We start from the raw sequence: 23,627 nt of genomic DNA, 5'->3' as shown, positions 1-23,627 counted from the left end.
AAGCATTCTTTCCATACCCTTCTTACCGCTGATTCTGGACAGCCATCACGCTTCTCTAATACTCAAAGTGAGGTCAACATTAGAAGGATACCTGTTCATGCGTACCCCATACTGCGTCGCCGATTACCTGCTGGACCGTCTTACTGATTGTGGAGCCGATCATCTGTTTGGCGTGCCGGGCGACTATAACCTGCAGTTTCTCGACCATGTAATAGACAGCCCCGACATCTGTTGGGTGGGCTGTGCCAACGAATTAAACGCGTCGTATGCCGCTGATGGATATGCCCGCTGCAAGGGCTTCGCCGCGCTGCTCACAACATTCGGTGTCGGCGAGTTAAGTGCCATGAATGGCATCGCGGGAAGCTATGCCGAGCACGTTCCGGTATTGCATATTGTCGGGGCGCCGGGGACGGCGTCACAGCAACGAGGGGAACTGCTGCACCATACGCTGGGTGATGGGGAGTTCCGCCATTTTTATCATATGAGCGAGCCGATTACCGTCGCTCAGGCGATCCTGACCGAACAAAACGCCTGCTATGAAATCGACCGGGTTCTGACCACCATGCTCCGGGAGCGTCGCCCCGGCTATTTGATGTTACCTGCCGACGTGGCAAAAAAAGCCGCCACGCCTCCTGTAAACGCTCTCACACTTCACCATGCCCATGCCGACAGTGCCTGCCTGAAAGCGTTTCGGGATGCTGCGGAAAATAAACTGGCAACCAGCAAGCGCACCGCGCTGTTAGCTGATTTCCTTGTTCTGCGCCATGGACACAAGCATGCGCTACAGAAGTGGGTGAAGGACGTGCCGATGGCGCACGCCACGATGCTAATGGGTAAAGGGATATTCGACGAACGTCATGCCGGTTTTTACGGCACATACAGCGGCTCGGCAAGCGCCGGCCCGGTAAAAGAGGCGATTGAAGGGGCGGATACGGTACTGTGCATCGGCACCCGTTTTACCGATACCCTCACCGCCGGTTTCACCCATCAGCTAACCCCGGCCCAAACGATAGAAGTTCAGCCTCACGCTGCCCGCGTCGGTGACGTCTGGTTTACCGGCATCCCGATGCTTCAGGCAATCGAAACGCTGGTGGAACTGTGTAAACAGCATGTGCATGATAAACCTGCGCCAGCTTCCCATCGCGCAATGAGCTTCCCTCAGCCGGAGGGCGCGCTGACCCAGGAGAATTTCTGGAAAACGTTGCAAACGTTTATTCGCCCAGGAGACATCATCCTTGCCGATCAGGGAACGTCGGCCTTCGGCGCCATTGACCTGCGCCTTCCGGCTGACGTGAATTTTATCGTCCAGCCGCTGTGGGGGTCGATCGGCTACACGCTGGCCGCAGCGTTTGGCGCACAAACGGCTTGCCCGAACCGGCGTGTGATAGTGCTGACGGGGGATGGCGCGGCGCAGCTGACTATTCAGGAGCTCGGGTCGATGTTGCGTGATAAACAACGTCCGATCATTCTGGTGCTAAACAACGAAGGGTACACGGTCGAAAGGGCCATCCATGGACCAGAGCAACGGTATAATGATATTGCGCTCTGGAACTGGACGCACCTTCCACAGGCGCTGAGTCTCGCGCCTCAGGCCGAGTGCTGGCAGGTGAGTGAGGCGGGCGAGCTGGTGGATGTGCTGGAAAAAGTGGCGCACCACGAGCGGCTTTCGCTGATCGAGGTCATGCTGCCGAAATCCGACATACCGCCGCTGCTGAGCGCGCTCACCAAAGCGCTGGAAGCGCGCAACAGCGCCTGATTACTTATCGTTTCGCCAGGCCATCATCATCGGTTTGCCCGCCAGCAGGAGCCAGGCGGGCAACATCACGATGCAGAGCAGCGGGAACAGCGTCGAATCCGGCACCACAACCGCCGCCATAAACAGGCTCAGCCATGCGTCACGCGTCACCACCAGAACCAGACCCAGAATCGAGCAGGAGACGGTAATTGCCGCCGGAACCGCATCCACATGTTCGTGCAACATCAGCCCCAGCGCCACGCCGACAAACACCGCCGGGAAAATGCGTCCACCGCGGAAACCGCACGCAGCCGCGACGACCAGCGCCGCCAGTTTGATGACGGCAAACAGCAGATAGTCGGAAACGCTAAATACCTGACTGAATGCCAGCTGCTGCATCTCGTCCAGGCCTTTAAACAGCGTCACCGTCCCGCCGATGGTGCCTAAAATACCGAGGATCAATCCCCCTGTGCCCAGAATCAACACCGGATGCTTGAGTTTATGCACCAGCCGGTGCAGGCGCGGCAGACACCATACCGCGACCATCCCCAGCGCGATGGCAATTGCAACGACGATGGCACCGCTGAAAATATCCGCTATTCGCATCTCTCCGTAGTGGGGCAGAGAGAGGGAGAAGTGGGGATGGAAAAACAGACTGGTTGTTAGCGCGCCCGCCGCCGCGGCCATCAGGGGAGCAAATAGTTTGTCCCAGAGCGGGACATCATTGTTGCTGGTAAGCGTCTGTGAAAAAATCAGCGCGGCAGCGACGGGCGTGCCGAAAAGCGCCCCGATGGTGCCTGCGGAGGCGAGGATCGTCCAGTCCAGCGCACCCACGCGCGGTAAAATGCGTGAGCCCAGGAACACCGCCAGACCAATATTCACCGCCATAATGGGATGCTCTGGTCCGAGGCTGACGCCGCCCGCCAGGCCCACAATTAACGCGATGATCAACCCCGGCAGCGCAGAGGGCGGAACCGGGGCGCCAATCAGCGGCTCCAGCGCCGGGTCCGGTCCGGCGTGGCCGGGACTGAATCGGATCACCAGGCCTACCGCAATACCGGTTAACGTCAGCATCAAAATGATCCACGCTGAAGAATCAGCGGTGATCCCCAGTTTCGCCGGAAGCGCCGTCCATAGCAGGGCTTGCAGTACCGACGCGACTTTCATCACGACAATGAGTACCAGGCTTGACGCCACGCCAATGATGAGCGCCGGAATTGCCAGCAACAGCATGGTTCTGGCTCGCGGGTGGAGCATGATGATTTCCTTGTACAAAACGGTATAACGTTACTCTGCACAATCAGCTTTATGGCAATAGTGCAAAAGGTGCTGAAACGGTAAAGTTATTCTGTGACGAAGATCGATAATCCATGGGCATTCACCTTCCAGTCGTTGTTGTTATCACGCCTTGAATTTACAGTGTCCCAAAGATTTATTCTGACTTTAGCGGAGCAGTAGAAGAATGACAAAGTATGCTTTGGTAGGTGATGTGGGCGGCACGAACGCGCGCCTCGCATTATGCGATGTAAGTAGCGGTGAAATTTCCCGGGCGAAAACCTACTCGGGGCTGGATTATCCCAGCCTTGAGGCCGTTGTCCGCGTCTATCTGGATGAACATCAGGTGAGCGTCGAGGATGGCTGCATTGCCATTGCCTGCCCGATAACTGGCGACTGGGTCGCCATGACCAACCATACCTGGGCATTCTCTATTGCAGAGATGAAAAAGAACCTCGGTTTTGCGCATCTGGAAATCATCAATGACTTCACCGCCGTGTCTATGGCGATCCCGATGCTCAAGCCAGAGCATCTGATCCAGTTCGGCGGTGCTGAACCGGTCGAGGGAAAGCCGATTGCGGTTTACGGTGCCGGTACGGGTCTGGGCGTTTCGCATCTGGTGCATGTTGATCGGCGCTGGGTAAGCCTGCCGGGTGAGGGCGGTCATGTAGACTTTGCGCCAAACAGCGAAGAAGAGGGCATTATTCTCGAAGAGTTACGCGCTGAGATCGGCCACGTCTCTGCCGAGCGCGTCCTGTCTGGACCGGGGCTGGTGAACCTGTACCGTGCAATTGTGAAATCGGACGGACGTCTGCCGGAAAACCTGCAGCCGAAAGACGTCACCGAACGCGCGCTGGCGGACAGCTGCATTGACTGCCGTCGTGCTCTGTCGCTGTTCTGCGTCATCATGGGGCGTTTCGGCGGCAACCTGGCGCTAACGCTGGGCACCTTTGGTGGGGTCTATATTGCGGGCGGGATTGTGCCACGCTTCCTCGACTTCTTTAAAGCTTCAGGTTTCCGCGGTGGGTTTGAAGATAAAGGACGCTTCAGAAGCTACGTGCAGGATATTCCTGTTTATCTCATCGTGCATGATAACCCTGGCCTGCTGGGTTCGGGTGCCCATCTGCGTCAGGTTCTCGGGCAAATCCTCTGACACAGAGCCCTCTCCGCCGGGAGAGGGCGTTTTACAGGTGCATCAGCTGACGGAACTCTTTCACCTTGCTGCGGCTCACCGGCACCTGAAAATCCAGATCCTTGAGACGCAAAATATAGGTATTGTTAAACCACGGCTCGATCTCGCGGATCTTATTTAAATTCACGCAGAACGAACGGTGGCAGCGGAAAAAGTGGGCCGACGGCAGCTTGCCGCAGAATTCGGTAATGTTCATCGCCATGACAAACGATTCCCGCCGCGTATAGACAAACGTCATCTTCTCATGCGCTTCGGCGTAGTAGATATCATTCACTGGCGTCACGATGATGCGTTCATCCTTGACCAGATTAATGGTGTCGTTTTCCCGTACCGTCGGGCTGGCGGTGACCGGAGCGCTCTGTTGCTGCCATGCGGCCTCCAGCTTTTGCAGCATGCTGACAATCCGCGACTCCTGGTAAGGTTTCAGAATATAGTCAAACGCCTCCAGTTCGAAGGCCTCAACGGCATGCTCTTTCCAGGCGGTAACGAACACAATAAACGGCTTGTGGGCAAACTGATTGATGTTTTGCGCCAGCAAGACGCCGTCCAGCGAAGGAATATTAATATCCAGAAAAATGGCGTCGACCCGGTTATGCTGCAGAAATTTCAGCACGTCCAGCCCATCGTCAAAGATACCCACAATCTCCATCTGACTGTGGGTTTTGATGAGCCAGGTGAGTTCCTGTTGAGCCAGAATTTCATCTTCAACGATAATGACTTTCATATTACTCACCCAGAGGTAACAGTGATGCCGTCGCATGAACAGGGGAGCGTTCATTCGGGACGTAAAAAGCGATTTCAGTGCCGGGTTCAAGACGGTGAATATGCAGCCCATCGCCGTAGAGCAGCTTGACCCTGTGATGCACATTCAGCAGCCCGATTTTATTCCCCGGCATCTCATTAGACTCCACGCGCTCGATGACTTTTGGGTCAATCCCGTGGCCGGTATCGCGCACGGCGATACGCACCCGGTTGCCGCTTTCGGTGATGCTAATGGTGACCACACCTTTGCCTTTACAGGGCTGAATACCGTGAACAATGGCGTTTTCGACCAGCGGCTGGATCAGCAGGCTCGGGATCACGCAGTTGACCTCTTCATCAATATCGTAAATGACCGTCAGTTTGTCGCCAAAGCGCGCCTGCTCGATCGCGATGTAGTCTTTAATCTGATACAGCTCTTTTTTGATGTCGATCTGCTCGTCATCCTTCAACTCAATGTTGTAGCGCAGATAACGCGACAGGTTGAAAATCAGCTGGCGCGCGGTGTCCGGATTCAAACGAATTGAAGAGGAGATGGCGTTTAACGCGTTAAACAGGAAATGGGGATTGATTTTGCTCTGCAGCGCGCGCAGCTCTGCCTTATTTGCCATCTCGCGTAACTGTTCCGCCCGGGAGACCTCAAGCTGCGTGGAGATGATCTGCGACAGACCTATCGCCATCTCCTGCAGCGTTGAGGTGATCTGATGCGCGTGACAGTAATAAATTTTCAGCGTGCCCGTCACCACGCCTTTCTCCCAAAGCGGGATCACCAGCATGGAGTGGATCTCCGGCGTTCGGTGGGCTTCATCATTGTTTTTAATAATGATTTTACCGTAGTTAATCGCTTGTCTGGTGGTCGGGCTTATCGTGTCATCATTGTCGCGGTAGTTGTGCTCGCCAACGCCGACGTAAGCCAGCACGTGGTCAATATTGGTGATAGCGACGGCATCCGCGTGAATGTCGTGGCGAATAATCTCGCAGACCTGACGCAACGACTCCGCGTTAACGTGGCGGAAAAGCGGCAGCGTTTTGTTGGCGATATCCAGCGCCAGCTTGGCCTGGCGAGCGGCACTGGCCTCTTTTTCCCCTTCCACACTCTGCACCAGCAGCACGATAAAACCGATGCACACGCTACCCAGAATCATAGGGATACCGATTTTCGAGACGATATCCAGCCCCAGCGCGGTCGTGGGAGCCCAGACGACAACCAGGATCATGGTCAGCGTTTCGCACACCATACCCGCGAGGATCCCGGCGCGCCAGCGCTGCTTTTTCGGGATTTTACGGCTGATCCAGCCGGATAGTACCCCGGCGATAATGCTGGTGATAAAGCACGGCACCGCCGTGACGCCGCCGATATCAATCAGGTAGCGATGGGTTCCGGCAATCACGCCGGTGATGACACCTACCCACGGACCAAACAAAATTCCGCCAGACATGACGGCGATAATCCGCACGTTAACCAGCGAGCCCTCTACCGGCACGCCGGACCAGGTGCTGAACAGCGCAAAGAGCGAAAAGATAGCGGTGACGGCCAGCAGCTCTTTCGGCGAGTGAGCAGATTTATGCAACAGCTCGCGAAACAGGCGAATGCGAATAAGGAAGAACAGGCAAATCAGCATTAATGCTGCGCGATCAAAAACCGCCAGCAGCATAGTGAATATTTCGTGCACGAGCAGACCTGGGAAAACGGGAAAGAACCATGATAAAAAACCTGGGGCATATTGACCAGCTATCCGTCAGGTTTATCAAATGAGGAAAAACCCTGTTTTAGAAAGGGGATTATCGAATGAGGATTGATACCTCCCGATTCTTTCCTGCTGTCGCATCGTCCGGTAACTGTTTTGATATCATTGTGTTAAACAATAGATAACGGAAAGCCGATATGAGTCCCCCTCCTTCCGCTTTAAGGCGTACCCGTGTTCCGGTTTTCATGGGGTTCTCTTTTTTTTCATTTCCCTCTCGACAGCGTGATTTTTTTCAGGTTATTTTCTAAGCACGTCACATCAGTGGCAGCGTCGCTCGGACGGTCCGGGCGCTAACGTTAATCTGAGGAATCTATGGCTGAATTCAGTCCTGAACGCCGTTTTACGCGTATCGATCGTCTCCCCCCTTATGTTTTCAATATCACCGCTGAACTGAAAATGGCTGCGCGTCGGCGCGGCGAAGACATCATTGATTTCAGCATGGGCAACCCTGACGGCCCAACGCCACCGCATATCGTTGAGAAGCTCTGCACGGTTGCCCAGCGTCCGGATACGCACGGCTACTCAACCTCGCGCGGTATTCCCAGATTACGCCGCGCGATCTCGCGCTGGTATCAGGATCGTTATCAGGTTGATATCGATCCTGAAAGTGAAGCCATTGTGACCATCGGCTCGAAAGAGGGGCTGGCGCACCTGATGCTGGCCACGCTGGATCACGGTGATACGGTACTGGTTCCCAATCCAAGTTACCCAATCCATATTTACGGCGCGGTGATAGCCGGGGCGCAGGTACGTTCTGTACCGCTGGTGGAAGGCGTCGATTTCTTCAACGAGCTGGAGCGCGCAATTCGCGAAAGCTATCCGAAACCCAAGATGATGATCCTTGGTTTCCCGTCCAACCCGACGGCGCAGTGCGTGGAGCTCGATTTCTTTGAGAAGGTTGTGGCCCTGGCTAAGCGTTATGACGTGCTGGTGGTACATGATTTGGCGTATGCGGATATCGTCTATGACGGCTGGAAAGCGCCTTCAATCATGCAGGTGCCGGGGGCGCGTGACGTGGCGGTAGAATTCTTTACTCTGTCGAAAAGCTACAACATGGCGGGCTGGCGTATTGGCTTTATGGTAGGTAACAAAACGCTGGTGAGTGCGCTGGCGCGAATCAAGAGCTATCACGATTACGGCACCTTTACGCCGCTACAGGTTGCCGCTATTGCGGCGCTTGAAGGCGATCAGCAATGCGTTCACGACATTGCAGCCCAGTATAAACGCCGCCGCGACGTGCTGGTAAAAGGGTTACATGAAGCGGGCTGGATGGTGGAAATGCCGAAAGCGTCCATGTACGTCTGGGCGAAAATTCCGGAGCCGTATGCGGCAATGGGATCGCTTGAGTTTGCTAAAAAACTGCTGCAGGACGCGAAGGTGTGTGTTTCACCGGGCATTGGCTTTGGTGATTACGGTGACACCCACGTGCGCTTTGCTTTAATCGAAAATAGCGACCGTATTCGTCAGGCGGTGAGGGGCATCAAAAGTATGTTCCGGGCCGATGGCCTGCTCTCAACAAAGAGCGTCTCCGAACACCCCGCATCATCATGACATAAAAAGACAGGAGCCTATGGCTCCTGTCTTTTTGACTGCATGTTCTTCACTAGATCATCAGGGCAAAGGTTCCGGCCCAGACTAAAACGATCACCGAAATGCCCATAAAGAAATATTTCACGTTTCATCGCTCCGCGTATCTTGTGGTACGCATTTAAAAACAGAGTCCAACTGAGTATAGAGAACTGAAATCCGGCCAAAACGGAAATGAGAATTTTCCCGCTATGCCGCCGACTCCAGCTCAGAATTCTGTGCTTTCCTGTAGCCAGACGGCGCTAATGTACGCCTAAAAATGAGGGGTGACAAGAGGGATTTTTTTAAATAATTTCCGACACTTACGGGTGTCGTGGAACGGCGACAGTTTGATTTCACAAGGCAATAAATTCACTTTGAGCGACGCGACGAAAAACCGTTACACGGGGTTATTACAGGTGATTGAAAAGGTTAGTTTCTTATCGAAACTAACCGTCACGCGGGACTTAAATATAGAGCGAGGCTTCGCCAAGTGGGCGCGTTTTGAAACGGCGATGCATCCAGAGATATTGCTCTGGCGCGCGCATGATTTCAGTTTCGATGACCTTGTTGATAAACGCTGCGGCTTCGCATTCGTTTTCAGGATAGTTAGCCATTTCAGGAGAGATGTGCAGACGATAGCCTGATTTATCCGCTTTTCTCACCATCGTCACGGTCAGCATGGCGGCGCCTGACAACCGCGAAATCACAAAGGTACCGTTGGTTGTCGCCACGTCTTTAACGGCAAAGAAGGGGGCAAAGCTGCTGCCTTTACGTCCATAATCCTGGTCGGGGGCAAACCAGACGGCTTCACCTTTCTTCAGGGCACCGACCATTCCACGCAGATTATTACGGCTGATCATCGCTTTATTGGAACGCATGCGGCCGCGCGTCTGTACCCACTCCATTACTGGACTATTGTGCGGTCTGTAGGTCGCCATCATTGGCTGGCAAAGACCCATCACCCGGCCACCCAACTCCAGCGACATAAAGTGAACGCCCACAACCATCACACCGCGCTTTTGCAACTGCGCGCGTTTAAGGTTGTCCAGCCCTTCGACATCAAACCACTTGCGGACGCGTTCATCCGACCAGAACCAGGCCATACCGGTTTCGAGCAGCGCCATACCGATAGATTTAAAGTTTTCAGAGATCAATTTTTCGCGCTCTTCAGCATTGTACTGAGGAAAGCAAAGCTCGATGTTTTTGCGCGCGATGGCTTCGCGACGTTTCAGGAAATAGCGAGAGGCGCTGCCCAGTTTCGACCCCAGCAAACGCAGCACAGGGTAGGGAAGTTGCACCAGCAGCCAGAGTACGCCAAGACCAAACCATGTAAACCAGTAACGCGGGTGTAAAAACGCACGTTCAAATTTGGATTGAGACAAGATAGTAAAACCTATGTGAAGCCTGTAAAGGTAGCGCAGCGTGTGCGATACGACGTGCCATTAAGACCGTTCTTCAAGGTGATGGTTTCAGGCTTTACCGAACTTTACGGCGTTGCCTGACCACTGCTGATTTGGGTGGGCGGCGTAATGTAGCACCGTTATACGTTATGTGCTATTACTCGTTTTTGATTAAAAAAGCGGCAGTCAAGGAGGTGGTTGATTTTACAGTTTTTATAGGCAGTCAGTCATGAGAACACCTTCCACCTGAGTCGGGCAGGAAGCCTCTTCAAGAGAGGAAGGATTAAAAGCGCTATTTTTTTGTGGCAGATTCCGTATTCAAATTTTTTTTGTACCTCTTCGTTTAACAAATAAGAATTTTCTTTGTGAAAGTTCTTATTTATTATTCATCCAATGAATGAAGTGCCTGAGTCCATAATTTATTCACCTTTCTTTTTATCGAGTCTAAAGTAGTTCTCTCCTGTGTTTTTGATATAGTGCTGTGATGCAAATCAAAACAATATTGTTTTTTTAGCATCTGACTGGCTGCAATCCCTTTTACGATACAAATATTTGTTTTACAGAAAAAGAGTAGCTTCTTTTTCTGGGTTGGTCTGATAAGTTGCAATAATATCTTAGAGGAAAATTCTTAAGAATTTTCTAATTGCGGATAAATGATCTGTGTATTTGATTTGAGGTCGATCATTGTTCTAATATTGCGCATCAAGAACGATACCGTGAAGTTTGCATCGCAAAACAAAGAGGGATGATCAAATGTCTGACAGTTTTCAGAATGAAGTGCCTAAGGCACGTATTAACCTGAAGCTTGACCTGCATACTGGCGGAGCAAGCAAGAAAATGGAATTACCCTTAAAACTGCTTGTTGCCGGTTATTTCAGTAATGGTCAGGATGCTGCGCCAATATCTGAGCGTGAAAAAGTTAATATCACCAAAAATAATTTCGACAGTGTTCTTTCCGAATATTCCCCAAAAGTTAATCTGAGCGTCAAAAACACACTGTCAGATGATGGTGGTGAGGACAATATTGAGCTGACTTTCCAGAGCATGAAAGATTTCACGCCAGAGCAGGTGGCTGCCCAGATACCACAGCTGAAGGCGATGCTGGCGATGCGCAACTTACTCCGCGATCTTAAGGCCAACCTGTTGGATAACCAGACTTTCCGAAAAGAGCTGGAAAAAATCGTTCTTGACCAGTCGCTTAGCGCTGAATTGCGCAATGAATTATCCGCACTGGCACCCAAAAAAGCTTAACCATCACGATGTTTTAACGGATTAATCAAGGAATGCTCATGTCTGTACAAAATAATATTGCTGGCGGTGAAAGCATGGTGCTGGAACGTCCTGCTGCGGGTGGGGTTTACGCCTCCCTGTTTGAGAAAATCAACTTAAGTCCCGTCTCTGAATTGAGCGCCCTGGATATCTGGCAGGACGCGCAGGCGATGTCGGATGCGACCGCTGATGAACGTCTGACGGCAGGTATGCAGGTCTTCCTGGAATGTCTGACCAAAGCCGGTGCGAAAGTCGAAAAACTGGATAAAAGCCTGATTGATCACCACATTGCTGAACTCGATTACCAGATCAGCCGTCAGCTGGACGCGGTAATGCACCATGAGGAGTTTCAGGCAGTTGAAGGTCTGTGGCGCGGAGTGAAGTCGCTGATTGATAAAACAGATTTTCGCCAGAACGTGAAAATTGAGTTGCTGAGTATGTCTAAAGAAGACCTGCGTCAGGACTTCGAAGACAGCCCGGAAATCATCCAGAGTGGCCTGTATAAACACACCTATATTGATGAATATGATACCCCAGGCGGCGAGCCAATTGCGGCACTGATTTCCGCATACGAGTTCGATGCTTCAGCGCAGGATGTCGCGCTGCTGCGCAACATCTCTAAAGTCTCCGCTGCTGCGCACATGCCGTTTATCGGCTCAGCAGGTCCAAAATTCTTCCTTAAAGAGTCCATGGAAGACGTCGCTGCGATAAAAGATATTGGTAACTATTTTGACCGCGCAGAGTACATCAAGTGGAAATCGTTCCGCGATACCGACGACGCTCGCTATATCGGCCTGGTCATGCCGCGCGTACTGGGACGTTTACCGTACGGGCCAGATACCGTTCCCGTTCGCAGCTTCAATTATGTCGAAGAGGTCAAAGGTCCGGATCACGACAAATACCTGTGGACGAATGCCTCCTTTGCCTTTGCTTCCAACATGGTGCGTAGCTTTATCAATAATGGCTGGTGCGTACAGATTCGTGGTCCGCAGGCCGGTGGTGCGGTTCAGGACCTGCCTATCCATCTTTACGATCTCGGTACCGGCAATCAGGTAAAAATCCCGAGTGAGGTCATGATCCCCGAAACCCGCGAATTTGAGTTTGCGAATCTGGGCTTCATTCCTTTGTCCTACTACAAAAACCGCGACTATGCCTGCTTCTTCTCGGCTAACTCAAGCCAGAAACCGGCGCTGTATGACACCGCAGATGCAACGGCTAACAGCCGCATCAACGCGCGTCTGCCGTATATCTTCCTGCTGTCGCGTATCGCCCATTACCTGAAGCTGATTCAGCGCGAAAACATCGGTACCACGAAGGATCGCCGTCTGCTTGAACTGGAGCTGAATACCTGGGTTCGCAGTCTGGTCACTGAAATGACCGATCCGGGCGATGAACTGCAGGCGTCTCACCCGCTGCGTGATGCGAAAGTGGTTGTCGAAGATATTGAAGACAACCCGGGCTTCTTCCGCGTGAAGCTGTACGCGATCCCTCACTTCCAGGTCGAAGGCATGGACGTCAACCTGTCACTGGTTTCCCAGATGCCGAAGGCGAAATCGTAAAACAGGCAGGAAGCTGATGAAAACGGAACAACCGTTATGGGGCAGGGGCATTCTGGTCTCTCCCCAGCATTTTCAGCAACAGGTCGCGTATGCGGCCTGGTCTGCGGAATGTATTGCCCGACTGGGTCTTTCGTGCCCGTGGGGGGTCATTGATGCCACCTTTGAACCGGAATCTCTCAAACTAGGGCGTATTCAGGCCCGGCATCTGCACGTCCGTTTCCAGGACGGCACGCTGATTGATACCGACAATGCTGATCCTCTGCCGCCGGTGCTGTCGCTTGAGAGTGAATCGCAGGAGGTGACGGTGGTGCTGGCGCTTCCGCTGCTGCGCGCGAACGGCGGCAACTGTTTAAAGCCTGATGAAGTCGCTGAGCGTCCGGTGCGATATCGCCAGAGCTGGCGGGATGTTCGCAATGCCTTTGGTGAGGATACCCGTCAGATTGCGGTGATGCAGCCGGAGCTGACGCTGCGTTTTGATCATCAGAATAACAGCGATTATCTGACTTGCCCTGTCGCCCGACTGCAGCAAGATTCACAGGGTTCATGGCAATTAGATGAGACGTTTCTCCCTCCTCTGTTGACTATCCAGGGCAGCCGCTGGCTGGTGACTCAACTGGAACAGCTGTTGACCCAGCTGCGAGTTCGCCTCTGCCGTCTGATGGCAATGCGTCGTGAAAGCAATGAGCGCATGGCTGATTTCGCCGTGGCGGATGTATCTCTGTTCTGGCTGCTCAACGCGCTGAACAGTGCCGAGCCCGTGCTTGGTCAGTTCCAGCGTAACCTGCAAAGCCCGCCGGAACGTCTGTATCCGGAACTTTCTCGCCTGGCCGGGAGTCTGCTGACCTTCTCTCTGGAGCATCAGGTGAGCGCCATACCTGTCTGGCAGCACGAGCAACTCAATGCGGTATTTCCACCGCTGTTTGATTTGCTTGGCGACCTGCTTGAAGCCAGCCTGCCGTCCCGCGTGGTGGCCCTGTCACTCGACTATGACCCACGGCTGCACTTCTGGCAGGCGCGTCTGCATGACCCACGTCTGCGTGAAGGGGCCGATTACTACCTTTCCGTGCGTTCACCGATACCGGTTGCCCAACTGCAGGAACAGTTTCCGCGCCAGTGTAAGGTGGGCAGTCCTGACCATGTGCGGGGGATCGTCAACTCTTCACGTGTGGGCGTACCGTTAACCCCACTGCGCCATGTGCCAGCCGCCATTCCATTGCGCCTGGAAAACCAGTATTTCAGTCTCGATCTTTCCCATCCTCTGGCGACAGAAATGCTCCAGAGCGGAACATGCATGTTTTACGTCCCGGGCATGCTTGGCGAGCCTGAACTTGAACTCTTTGCGGTACTGCGAACATGAATGAACGTAAACATGGCACTGCTGTGTCAGTGGATATTGATGTTTTGCTGCAGGATACCTGGCTTCAGGTTATCAGCCTTCGCCATGGTCCGCAGTTTCTGGAAGGAGAAGGGCGGGCTCTGTGGGAGCGCTGTATCGCGGATGTGGAGCGCGTTCAGCGTGAACTGAAAGCCAGTGAGCTGGATGAGACCAGTTGTCAGCATATCCTCTCCGCTCAATGTGCATTGCTTGATGAGGCGGTCAAAGGTCGTGGTGTGGAGGACGATGCCTGTGTGCAGTGGTATGACATACCGCTGCAGGGGCATTTTCTTGGCACGATGGATGCGGGTGACACCCTGTGCGACAAGATGCGCGATGTGCTGCGTGAGCCAGCACCAGACTGCGCCGTGCTGACCTGCTTCCAGCGAGTCATGATGCTGGGTTTTCTGGGGAACTTCCGCTCGCTAAACGATCCGGAACGTCAGAAGCTCGTCACAGCCCTGAATGAACGGGTGGCGCCGTTTAGCTATCCGCAGACGCATCCTGTGCTGGCAGAGAGCCGTGTTGGTCGGGGAATGGGAGGTTGGCTTGAATCATGGTCCATGCGTATTGGCCTTAGCGTGGTGGTTCTTGCTGCGCTCTGGTGGGGGCTGGATCATTGGCTCGATCAACTGCTGCAGTCCTTGTTGCCGGGAGTCGTAAAATGAGTCCTGCACAACAGCGCGGGATTGCGCTGTGGGCTGCCCTGCTGAGTGCTGTGGTCTGCCTGGGTTTTCTGCCGGTATCCCGACTGGTTTCGGTGCTCGTTATGCTGGCGATGATCGGCCTTATCATCGCGTACTGGTATATCGCCAGCCGTCGTGCTGAACCTGACGTCACCTTACATCTGGATGACCTTCCTGAAGCCACTTACCGTCAACCCGTGGTGTTGGTTTGTGGCGATCTGCCTCTGACCTGGCCGCAGTCATCTCCGGTGCTCACCGTCACACAAGGGTGCTGGATCCGCGTTGAAGATCATCAGGATCTTGAGCAGGTTGCCCGGCAGGTGCTGTGGCTGCGACCTGACTGGGGGCGTCAGCTGTCGGTGATGGTCAGTGTCTGTCCACAGAAACACGCCGACAGCGAGCGCCTTACCAGCCGCCTGCTGGCCCTGCGCTGGCAAATCAGCCAGCTGCGTAAGGAAACGGGTCATTCTGTGCCGCTGGTTCTGAATGGCCAGGTTGGCAGCGCAATGACGAATGACGTGCTCTGGCAGGCGGCTATCGCCGGAGAGGGGATGAGGGTCTGGCGTGAGTCTTCAGCGCCGAGCTCAATCGCTGCGTGGGTCACCACGGGTGGTTCGCCTGCTATGCAACAGCAAGTACTCATGAACAGCCTGATGGGCTGGTTCCATAAGCACGTCAAAGCTGTCTTTATGGATGAAAACCCCGATGTTCCTGTCATTGCACCTGTTGCGGTGCTGTGGGGTATGGGACCGATCCTGGCCGGCAGTCTGGCCACATCGGTCTGGACGGCATGGCTTTCTCGTCACACTGCGATGCAGCGGGTGACGGGCTGGCAGCCAGTGGGAACGGACAGTACGATTATTTCCCCGTTCCCGGATTTTATCCTGCCGCTGCTACCGGAAGGGAGCGGGCTCACATCGCAAGCCCGCACCTGGCGCTGCGTCCTGAGTCTTTTCACCCTGGCGGCGATCGCCGCGCTGCTGAGTAGCGGCTGGAACAATCGCCAGCTACTGCATCGCGTGAGCTTCGATATTGCCCGTTACGACAGCATCTCTATGGATAACTATGACCAGAAAGCCAGCGCGGTTGCGATCCTGCGTGCGGATGCTGTGCTGCTGGATGATCTGGCGCGTAACGGCGTACCGGCCCGGCTGGGCCTGGGGCTTTATCAGGGCGAACGTCTCTGGATGCCGGTGCTGGAAGCGATCCGCTCGTATGTGCCATCGCCTCCTAAACCACAGCCGAAACCCAAACCGGTACCGAAAATTGTGCGTCTCGACAGCATGTCGTTGTTCGACTCCGGAAAATTCGTGCTCAAAGCGGGTTCCACCAAAATGCTGGTGAATTCTCTGGTGGGCATCAAAGCGAAGCCGGGCTGGCTGATTGTCGTATCTGGCCACACTGATAACACCGGAAATCCGCAACTGAACCAGATGCTCTCGCTGAAACGTGCCGAGGCAGTGCGCAACTGGATGCGAGACACCGGCGACGTACCTGAAAGCTGTTTTGCTGTGCAGGGCTATGGCGAGAGCCGTCCTGTTGCAACCAACGACACCCCGGAAGGGCGTGCGCTCAACCGTCGTGTCGAAATCAGTCTGGTGCCGCAGGCGAACGCCTGTCAGCTACCCGGCAAACACCCGGCGCCATCGCAGGATGATGGCGCATCACAATTAAATGGAGAGTAATTCCATGGCAATTCCTGTTTATCTTTGGCTGAAAGACGATGGCGGCGCGGACATTAAAGGGTCTGTAGACGTACAGGATCGTGAAGGCAGCATCGAAGTGGTGGCTCAGGAACACAACCTGTACATCCCGACCGATAACAATACCGGCAAGCTGACCGGGACGCGTATCCACACGCCATTCCTGTTCACCAAAGAAATCGATTCCTCCAGCCCATATCTTTATAAGGCTGTGACCACGGGTCAGACCCTGAAGTCTGCGGAATTCAAGTGGTACAAAATCAACGACGCGGGCCAGGAAGTGGAGTATTTCAACACCAAACTGGAAAACGTGAAGGTGGTGAAGGTGAATCCTGAAATGTATGACGTTAAGGATCCTTCTAAAGAGAAGCACAACCACCTTGAGCGCGTTGAACTGCGTTACGAAAAAATCACCTGGACCTACAAAGACGGCAACATCATTCATTCCGACTCCTGGAACGAACGCGCTACTGCGTAAGTCGCAAGCGGGCAGGTTTTCCTGTCCGCTTTTCTCTTTGCTGAACGTCTGCCGCTGCGGGCGCTGAGCAAAGAAAACATCACATCCCGGAAACAGACCTTATGGGCCTCGGTAACGGCCAGGGGCGGTAGCGTGTCCGAAAGGTCCACAACAGTGAGTAAAACCAACATGGAAAACCCGGCAATCCTCCTTCGACGTCTTAATCCATACTGCGCGCGGGCAATGGAAGGTGCAGCTTCGCTCTGCCAGACTCGCGCGCATGCAGAAATTCTGCCGGAGCACTGGCTGCTGAAGCTGCTGGAGCAGGGGGAAGGTGACCTGACGGTGCTGGCTCGCCGCTACGAATGGGATATGGACGGCATCTGGCAGGATTTACTGGGCTGGCTGGATAAACAGCCGCGCTCGGTACGCCACCGGCCGCAGCTTTCAGAAAACATCCAGTCTCTGATGCAGCAAGCCTGGCTGATAGCCTCACTGGCGAGTGAAGAACATATCCGCAGCGTGCATTTACTGATGGCACTGGTTGAGAAACAAAACCTGGTGCGCTGCAACGGTCTGTGGCCTTTGCTGACCCTGGGCCAGAGTCAGCTTGAGCGTCTTCGACCGTTGCTTGATGCGCAGTCAGATGAACGTCCGGAAGTGCAGCAGGAAGCGGAACTGGCGCAAAGCCATGGTGGAGAAGTCGAGTTCGTCGGGCGCCCTGTGGGTGCAGAAGTAAAAGAGGGAGAACTCAACCCTGCGTTGCAGAATGCGCTGGATAAATTCACCCTTGATGTTACTGCGAAGGCGAAAGAAGGCAAAATCGATCCGGTGTTTGGTCGTGACACCGAAATTCGTCAGATGGTGGACATTCTCTCCCGTCGACGCAAAAACAACCCGATCCTGGTTGGCGAGCCGGGCGTGGGCAAAACCGCATTGGTTGAAGGCCTGGCGCTCAGAATCGCCGAAGGCAATGTGCCGGAATCGCTTAAAACTGTGGTGCTACGTACGCTTGACCTCGGCCTGCTGCAGGCGGGCGCGGGTGTGAAGGGGGAGTTTGAACAGCGTCTGAAAAACGTCATTGATGCAGTACAGCAGTCCCCGGTACCCGTTCTGCTGTTTATCGACGAAGCGCATACCATCATCGGTGCTGGCAACCAGGCCGGTGGCGCGGATGCAGCCAACCTGCTGAAGCCCGCGCTGGCGCGTGGTGAACTGCGGACAATTGCGGCCACCACCTGGTCTGAATACAAACAATACTTTGAGCGCGATGCAGCCCTGGAACGCCGCTTCCAGATGGTAAAAGTCGATGAGCCGGATGACGACACTGCCTGCCTGATGCTGCGGGGCCTGAAATCCCGCTACGCCGAACATCACCATGTGCACATTACCGACGATGCGGTTCGTGCCGCAGTTACCCTGTCGCGCCGTTATCTGACGGGACGTCAACTTCCTGATAAAGCGGTGGATCTGTTGGATACCGCTGCCGCCCGCGTACGCATGAGCATCGACACGGTTCCGGAGCAGCTTATTCGTTATCGCGCATCTATCACCGCACTCGACATGGAGAAGCAGGCGCTGCTGGAAGATATCGCGATTGGCAATCAGAGTCATGCTGGACGTCTGAGCGCGATAGAGCAGGAAGAGGTAAACCTGATTGTGGCGCTCGATGAACTCGAAAGCCAGTACGGTCAGGAACTGAAGCTGACCGCTCAATTGCTCGAAAGCCGTCAGGATATCTCGCGCCAGAGCGAGACTCACCAGCTGCATCAGGAACTTAACGAGATGCAGCACGGTAACCCGCTGCTCTCCCTGGATGTGGATGTACGCACCGTAGCCAACGTGATAGCCGACTGGACAGGTGTGCCGTTGTCATCGTTGATGAAAGACGAGCAAACCGAACTGCTGACGCTGGAAAATGAAATAGGGAAGCGCGTGGTCGGGCAGGATACGGCGCTTAAGGCCGTCGCTCAGCGTCTGCGCGCGGCAAAAACGGGCCTCACGTCCGAGAACGGCCCGCAGGGCGTATTCCTGCTGGTGGGGCCGAGTGGCGTCGGGAAAACTGAAACCGCGCTTGCGCTAGCCGATGTCATGTATGGCGGCGAGAAGTCACTCATCACGATTAACCTCTCAGAATACCAGGAGCCACATACGGTTTCGCAGCTGAAAGGCTCGCCTCCGGGCTATGTCGGGTACGGCCAGGGCGGTATTCTGACTGAAGCCGTGCGAAAACGACCATATAGCGTGGTGCTACTGGATGAAGTGGAAAAAGCCCACCGCGATGTCATGAATGTGTTCTATCAGGTCTTCGATCGCGGCTTTATGCGTGATGGGGAAGGTCGTGAAATCGACTTCCGCAATACCGTTATTCTGATGACCTCCAACCTCGGCAGTGACCACCTGATGCAGTTGCTGGAAGAACAGCCTGACGCCACCGGAGGCGACCTGCACGAATTGCTGCGCCCGATATTACGCGACCACTTCCAGCCGGCACTCCTGGCCCGCTTCCAGACCGTGATTTACCGACCGCTCAACGAGATAGCTATGCGCACCATTGTTGAAATGAAGCTGTCGCAGGTGAGCAGGCCTTTAGACCGTCACTATGGTCTGACCACACATATCGATGAGAGCCTTTACGACGCGCTGACGGCAGCCTGCCTGCTGCCGGATACGGGCGCGCGCAACGTCGACAGTCTGCTGAATCAACAGATTTTGCCGGTGCTGAGTCAGCAGTTGCTCTCTCACATGGCCGCCAAACAAAAGCCAAAGTCGCTTTGCCTCAGCTGGAGCGAAGAGGAGGGGATCGGCCTGGCGTTTGACTGGCTACAGGGAGACTGCGTATGAGCAACACTCCACCGATCAGATACAGCCACAACCATCACCTTCTGGCGGTGAAAGGCTGTGAGGCCGAACCCGACGTGCTGGCGTTTGACGGCGACGAAGCCCTGAGCAGGCCGTTCCGCTACCGCATTGAATTCACCAGCCGCGACCACGGCATCAGTAAAGAGATGATGCTGATGAAGCCCGGCTCGCTGACGCTGCAGGCCCCGGTTGACCAGGGTTACGGCATCAAAATACAGCAGCCGCTGCGGGTGATTCAGGGCGTGGTGACCGGTTTTGAGCGGCTCGGCACGTCCAGGGATGAAACGCATTACGCCCTGACGCTGCGGCCACGCCTGGCGCTGCTGGACCGTTCGCACCAGAACGCGATTTACCAGGACATGTCGGTACCGCAAATTGTGGAAAAAATCCTGCGCGAGCGTCACGGCATGCGCGGCCAGGATTTTCTGTTCTCGCTGACCAGGGAGTATCCGCGCCGCGAGCAGGTGATGCAGTACGGCGAGAACGACCTGCACTTCATCACCCGCCTGCTGGGTGAGGTGGGTATCTGGTTCCGCTTCACCACCGACACGCGCCTTAACATTGACGTGGTGGAGTTTTACGACGGTCAGCAGGGGTATGATAAAGGCCTGACCCTGCCATCGGTCCCGCCTTCAGGGCAGCACTCGCAGGGCGTGGATGCAGTGTGGGGGATGGAGAGCCATCACAGCGTGGTGCAGAAGCAGGTCAGCACCCGGGATTACAACTACCGGCAGGCCACGCAGGACATGAACGCGCAGGTGGATGTGACCCGCGGGGATACGACCACTTACGGGGAAGCGTACCACTATGCCGACAATTATCTGACGCCGGGCATCGCGTATGAGCGTCATCCGGCACCCGAGTCCGGGGCGTTTTATGCCCGAATCCGGCATGAGCGCTACCTGAATGGTCAGACGCAGGCCCGGGGCATCACCAGCAGCCCGGCACTCTCTCCCGGCCAGGTGCTGAAGGTCACCGGCGGGTATGAAGTGGAAGAGGTGTTTGCCCGCGGTGTGGTTATCACGGCGATGCGCAGCCATGCGCGGCGGGATGAAGATTTTTGCATTCATTTTGACGGTATTCCGGACAGTGCAGATTTCAGCTTCCGCCCGGAGCCGGGCACGCGTCCGGTGATGGCGGGCACCCTGCCGGCCCGCGTCAGCAGCACCACCGAAAATGACACCTACGGCCATATTGATAAGGACGGCCGCTATCGCGTGAACATGCTGTTTGACCGTGACAGCTGGGAGACCGGGTTCGAGAGCCTGTGGGTGCGCCAGTCCCGCCCGTATGCCGGGGACACCTACGGCCTGCATCTGCCGCTGCTGGCGGGTACCGAAGTGGCGATTGGTTTTGAGGATGGTAACCCGGACCGCCCGTACATTACCGGCGTGCTGCACGACTCGGCGCACGGGGACCACGTCACCATCCGCAACTATAAGCGTAACGTGCTGCGCACCCCGGCGAACAACAAAATCCGCCTCGATGACGAGCGCGGGAAAGAGCACATCAAGGTCAGCACGGAGTACGGCGGCAAGAGCCAGCTGAATCTCGGGCATTTAGTGGATGCTGAAAAACAACCGCGCGGGGAGGGTTTTGAGCTCCGGACGGACAGCTGGGGCGCCATCCGGGCGCAGAAAGGGATTTTTATCTCGGCGGACGGTCAGGCGAAAGCGCAGGGGCAGGTGCTGGAGATGCAGCCTGCGGTCAGCCTGCTAAAAGGGGCGCTGAATCAGGTCACGGAGTGGGGAAGCATCACGCAGACGCATCACAACTTCTCGCCTGATGCAGATTCCCTGAGAGCGTTCGTCTGTGGAGCAGACAATCTGAAAGAGGCTGCCATATTGATGTCTGCGCCTGACGGCATCGCAGCAGTTACGCCTGAAACCACGCTGTTACACAGTGGAAAAGGGCTTTACCTGCAGAGCCTGGGCGAGGTCAATATTGCTTCAGCGCAGCGTCATTCCGTCAATGCCGAAAAAGCAATTTCAGTGCTGGCCCGGCAGGAGGGGATTCGGCTGGTTTCTGCGAAGGGCCCGATGACGCTGGAGTCTCACGCTGACACCTTGTCACTGACGTCGCTGAAAGACATTACCGTGCAGTCCACGCAGGGGCACCTGCAGCTGACGGCGAAAAACGGTATCACCATTGGATGTGGCGGAGCGTATATACGGCTGACGCCGCAGGGAGAGATTCATATTCACGGGCCAGGGCAGTTGAGCCTGAAAGGTCAACACAAGATGCTGGGGCCGCAGAGCGAAGATTTTCCGTTGCCGGAACTTCCCTCCTCGGTCTGCAAGGACTGTCTGAAAAGGGCTCAGGAGATGGCTAAAGGATTTGTGCCAAGGGAGGGTTAATCAGTGCCGAATGTAAATGATGAAGACGTGCTGCAAAGTACCCGACGGCTTTGCCAACAGATTGGACACAACTACATTGATGTCATTGTTGATCAATGTGGTCTGGATTATTCCGTCATACCCGCGCTCTCGGGGTTTTCTCCTGAGATTAAATGGCTGTCGCTCTATAAGGGCTTGCCGGAGGATATTTATCCCGAAGATGCTCCTCTGCTGGTGCGGGTTATGTTTGACGATCTCCAGCAATGGAACTGGCTTCAGGCGCTTGCAAAAGAAATGTCCTCCACGGCGCCTTTACTGGTTTTATGTTCTTCATGGTCATTCTCCCAATTGGGTAAGTGGCTTACAGAAATCGCCAATGCCCGGCAAGAAGGCAGGGAAGGAATTTTTCGGTTCTGGGATACTCGCATTTTTTCTTATCTTTTTACGGATATTCTGAGCGCTGAGCAGCAGGAGCAACTTAAAAGACCCGTAATATGCTGGGGATGGCAGGATCGTGATGGGCACTCAGTATGGATAACAGGGCGAGGAAATATCCCGAAGCGTGAGGAGGTTGTTAAGCAACTGGATTTCAGCGATAGCCAGTACGAAAAATTTATGTGCTTATGTGATGCAAAACGTTTTGTCGCCCAAAAATTGCTCGCGGAAAATACCTTCACCACAAAAGAGGCTGAACTCAGGGCATGCTTTGAGGGGATGGTTAACGCTACCCTGGCGGGCGTATTATTTGATGATGAACGTGATGCCTGGGTACTCAACTATGTGACCCAGTTGGGTAGTCAAACCTGATACTAAATTGCATTTACTTTTTTTCCTGGTTTTTGTGTGTCAAAACCTGGAACAAGAATGAATAAAATAGCTGTGCTGATTTTTTATATTTTTTTAAAGTGGTTGCGGTTCTATATCCGAACATGCTTCAGGGTGTTATCAGGGGACTGAGAAAATGGTGGATATGGCTATTTGAGCATTGCCTTTCTGGCTTGATGTTCCTTTCTCTGCCGTGCTGGATACTGTGACATTACCTGTTGATGCAATGTGTATGGTGAGTCATTAATTCGAAAATATGGCGCATCAGCAATGATTTCCGAATGCGTCTTAAATTATGAAGGGATATCAGGGTGAAGATAATCATCTGTGGGGTATTACTGGGTGTTTTATTCCTGGCCGGACGCAGTCAGCCGAAGGCTGAGGCACAAACGCAAAGCGGTGGTACAGGAACAATAGAAGCGATTAATCATACCAAGTGGGCCATCAATCATTTCAGCGTAAACGGTCAGTCGGGCATAGATGCTATCGGGCCTTTTGATGGTAGTGGAGGTGGTTGCTGCTACGGGACACCTACGGTCTGGAAGCCCGGAATGACGGTCAGAATTGACTGGGAAACAGGAGTCGGCAGTTCAGATGATTTTCCCGGGTATGAGGATGAAAAGAAATTTTTGGAATGGGCAAAAAAAATAAAGGATCAGCATCGCCAACACAGCAAAACAGTCCCACTGCCAGATTATACAGGACAGGAGACCTGCGGCATTACGGTGCATTTTTTACCCTGCAATGACGTAAAGGTAACAACCAGTTGTTTTACCTACGGTAGCCCGTCGTATCCAATCAAACTACCGCTGGAAATTAAGGAGCCGAAAGTATGTCCGAAGTAACCACGGATTTAGTCTGGTACCCGCCTGAATTT

At 54.3% G+C, this 23,627-nt stretch carries 19 protein-coding genes; 14 read left to right on the top strand and 5 right to left on the bottom strand.

The features are described 5' to 3' along the window. Window positions 1-97 precede the first annotated feature (97 nt). Window positions 98-1,756: an indolepyruvate decarboxylase gene (gene ipdC, locus L3068_RS16180; protein ID WP_014884721.1), complete on the top strand. Its 1,659-nt coding sequence runs from the start codon at window positions 98-100 to the stop codon at window positions 1,754-1,756. Here ipdC and L3068_RS16175 read toward each other — a convergent pair whose 3' ends face one another. After that, entirely contained in the window at window positions 1,757-2,992 is a 1,236-nt protein-coding gene (locus L3068_RS16175) for an ion channel protein (protein WP_014884720.1), read from the bottom strand. A gap of 205 nt (window positions 2,993-3,197) precedes the next feature. Between L3068_RS16175 and glk the strand changes: the two genes are divergently transcribed. After that, window positions 3,198-4,163, top strand: a complete 966-nt coding sequence (gene glk, locus L3068_RS16170) for a glucokinase (protein ID WP_014884719.1) — start codon at window positions 3,198-3,200, stop codon at window positions 4,161-4,163. Between the two features lie 31 nt (window positions 4,164-4,194). Here glk and L3068_RS16165 read toward each other — a convergent pair whose 3' ends face one another. Together L3068_RS16165 and L3068_RS16160 are read right to left on the bottom strand one after the other, a co-directional pair. Continuing rightward, a complete protein-coding gene (locus L3068_RS16165; protein ID WP_045269731.1) occupies window positions 4,195-4,926 on the bottom strand; it encodes a LytR/AlgR family response regulator transcription factor in 732 nt (243 codons plus the stop codon). Between the two features lies 1 nt (window position 4,927). Beyond that, the gene (locus L3068_RS16160) at window positions 4,928-6,634 is read right to left on the bottom strand and encodes a sensor histidine kinase (RefSeq protein WP_048996823.1); all 1,707 of its coding nucleotides are present in this window, start codon (window positions 6,632-6,634) and stop codon (window positions 4,928-4,930) included. Between the two features lie 387 nt (window positions 6,635-7,021). Here L3068_RS16160 and alaC point away from each other — a divergent pair, with 387 nt between their 5' ends. After that, complete coding sequence (gene alaC, locus L3068_RS16155; RefSeq protein WP_014884716.1) at window positions 7,022-8,260, top strand: alanine transaminase; 1,239 nt, start codon at window positions 7,022-7,024, stop codon at window positions 8,258-8,260. A gap of 52 nt (window positions 8,261-8,312) precedes the next feature. Here alaC and ypdK read toward each other — a convergent pair whose 3' ends face one another. Next, window positions 8,313-8,384, bottom strand: a complete 72-nt coding sequence (gene ypdK, locus L3068_RS16150) for a membrane protein YpdK (RefSeq protein WP_099458937.1) — start codon at window positions 8,382-8,384, stop codon at window positions 8,313-8,315. A 358-nt stretch (window positions 8,385-8,742) separates the two neighbouring features. Then, complete coding sequence (gene lpxP / locus L3068_RS16145; protein ID WP_086527720.1) at window positions 8,743-9,663, bottom strand: kdo(2)-lipid IV(A) palmitoleoyltransferase; 921 nt, start codon at window positions 9,661-9,663, stop codon at window positions 8,743-8,745. Window positions 9,664-10,431: 768 nt separating this feature from the next. Here lpxP and tssB point away from each other — a divergent pair. The 11 genes from tssB (at window position 10,432) to tli1a (ending at window position 23,595) form a co-directional block, all read left to right on the top strand. Further along, the gene (gene tssB, locus L3068_RS16140; protein WP_117580760.1) at window positions 10,432-10,929 is read left to right on the top strand and encodes a type VI secretion system contractile sheath small subunit; all 498 of its coding nucleotides are present in this window, start codon (window positions 10,432-10,434) and stop codon (window positions 10,927-10,929) included. A 32-nt stretch (window positions 10,930-10,961) separates the two neighbouring features. Continuing rightward, window positions 10,962-12,506, top strand: a complete 1,545-nt coding sequence (gene tssC / locus L3068_RS16135; protein WP_014884713.1) for a type VI secretion system contractile sheath large subunit — start codon at window positions 10,962-10,964, stop codon at window positions 12,504-12,506. Window positions 12,507-12,519: 13 nt separating this feature from the next. After that, window positions 12,520-13,863, top strand: a complete 1,344-nt coding sequence (gene tssK / locus L3068_RS16130) for a type VI secretion system baseplate subunit TssK (RefSeq protein ID WP_176260833.1) — start codon at window positions 12,520-12,522, stop codon at window positions 13,861-13,863. Then, on the top strand, window positions 13,860-14,549 hold the full coding sequence (tssL, locus tag L3068_RS16125) for a type VI secretion system protein TssL, short form (RefSeq protein WP_117580764.1): 690 nt from the start codon (window positions 13,860-13,862) through the stop codon (window positions 14,547-14,549). Before tssK ends, tssL begins: the two co-directional genes overlap by 4 nt. After that, window positions 14,546-16,252 carry an OmpA family protein gene (locus L3068_RS16120; RefSeq protein WP_117580766.1) on the top strand — a complete coding sequence of 569 codons (1,707 nt, stop codon included), beginning with the start codon at window positions 14,546-14,548 and terminating at the stop codon, window positions 16,250-16,252. Before tssL ends, L3068_RS16120 begins: the two co-directional genes overlap by 4 nt. A gap of 4 nt (window positions 16,253-16,256) precedes the next feature. Further along, window positions 16,257-16,748 carry a type VI secretion system effector Hcp gene (gene hcp / locus L3068_RS16115; RefSeq protein ID WP_014884709.1) on the top strand — a complete coding sequence of 164 codons (492 nt, stop codon included), beginning with the start codon at window positions 16,257-16,259 and terminating at the stop codon, window positions 16,746-16,748. A 168-nt stretch (window positions 16,749-16,916) separates the two neighbouring features. Beyond that, on the top strand, window positions 16,917-19,571 hold the full coding sequence (gene tssH / locus L3068_RS16110) for a type VI secretion system ATPase TssH (RefSeq protein WP_236904877.1): 2,655 nt from the start codon (window positions 16,917-16,919) through the stop codon (window positions 19,569-19,571). Further along, entirely contained in the window at window positions 19,568-21,946 is a 2,379-nt protein-coding gene (locus L3068_RS16105; protein ID WP_117580768.1) for a type VI secretion system Vgr family protein, read from the top strand. The genes tssH and L3068_RS16105 overlap by 4 nt, the downstream gene beginning before the upstream one ends. Window positions 21,947-21,949: 3 nt before the next feature. Further along, window positions 21,950-22,732 carry a toxin Tle1 chaperone Tla1 gene (gene tla1, locus L3068_RS16100; protein WP_014884706.1) on the top strand — a complete coding sequence of 261 codons (783 nt, stop codon included), beginning with the start codon at window positions 21,950-21,952 and terminating at the stop codon, window positions 22,730-22,732. 178 nt (window positions 22,733-22,910) lie between these two features. After that, window positions 22,911-22,997, top strand: a complete 87-nt coding sequence (locus L3068_RS25345) for a YceK/YidQ family lipoprotein (protein ID WP_117580769.1) — start codon at window positions 22,911-22,913, stop codon at window positions 22,995-22,997. Between the two features lie 64 nt (window positions 22,998-23,061). Beyond that, on the top strand, window positions 23,062-23,595 hold the full coding sequence (tli1a, locus tag L3068_RS16095) for a Tli1a family immunity protein (RefSeq protein ID WP_014884705.1): 534 nt from the start codon (window positions 23,062-23,064) through the stop codon (window positions 23,593-23,595). The last annotated feature ends 32 nt before the right edge of the window (window positions 23,596-23,627 follow it).

Origin of the sequence: Enterobacter cloacae complex sp. ECL414 (genome assembly GCF_021869685.1) — a bacterium.
GTDB lineage: Bacteria > Pseudomonadota > Gammaproteobacteria > Enterobacterales > Enterobacteriaceae > Enterobacter > Enterobacter kobei.
The sequence above is the reverse complement of the archived record's forward strand: the minus strand, read 5'-3'. Positions and strand labels throughout refer to the sequence as shown.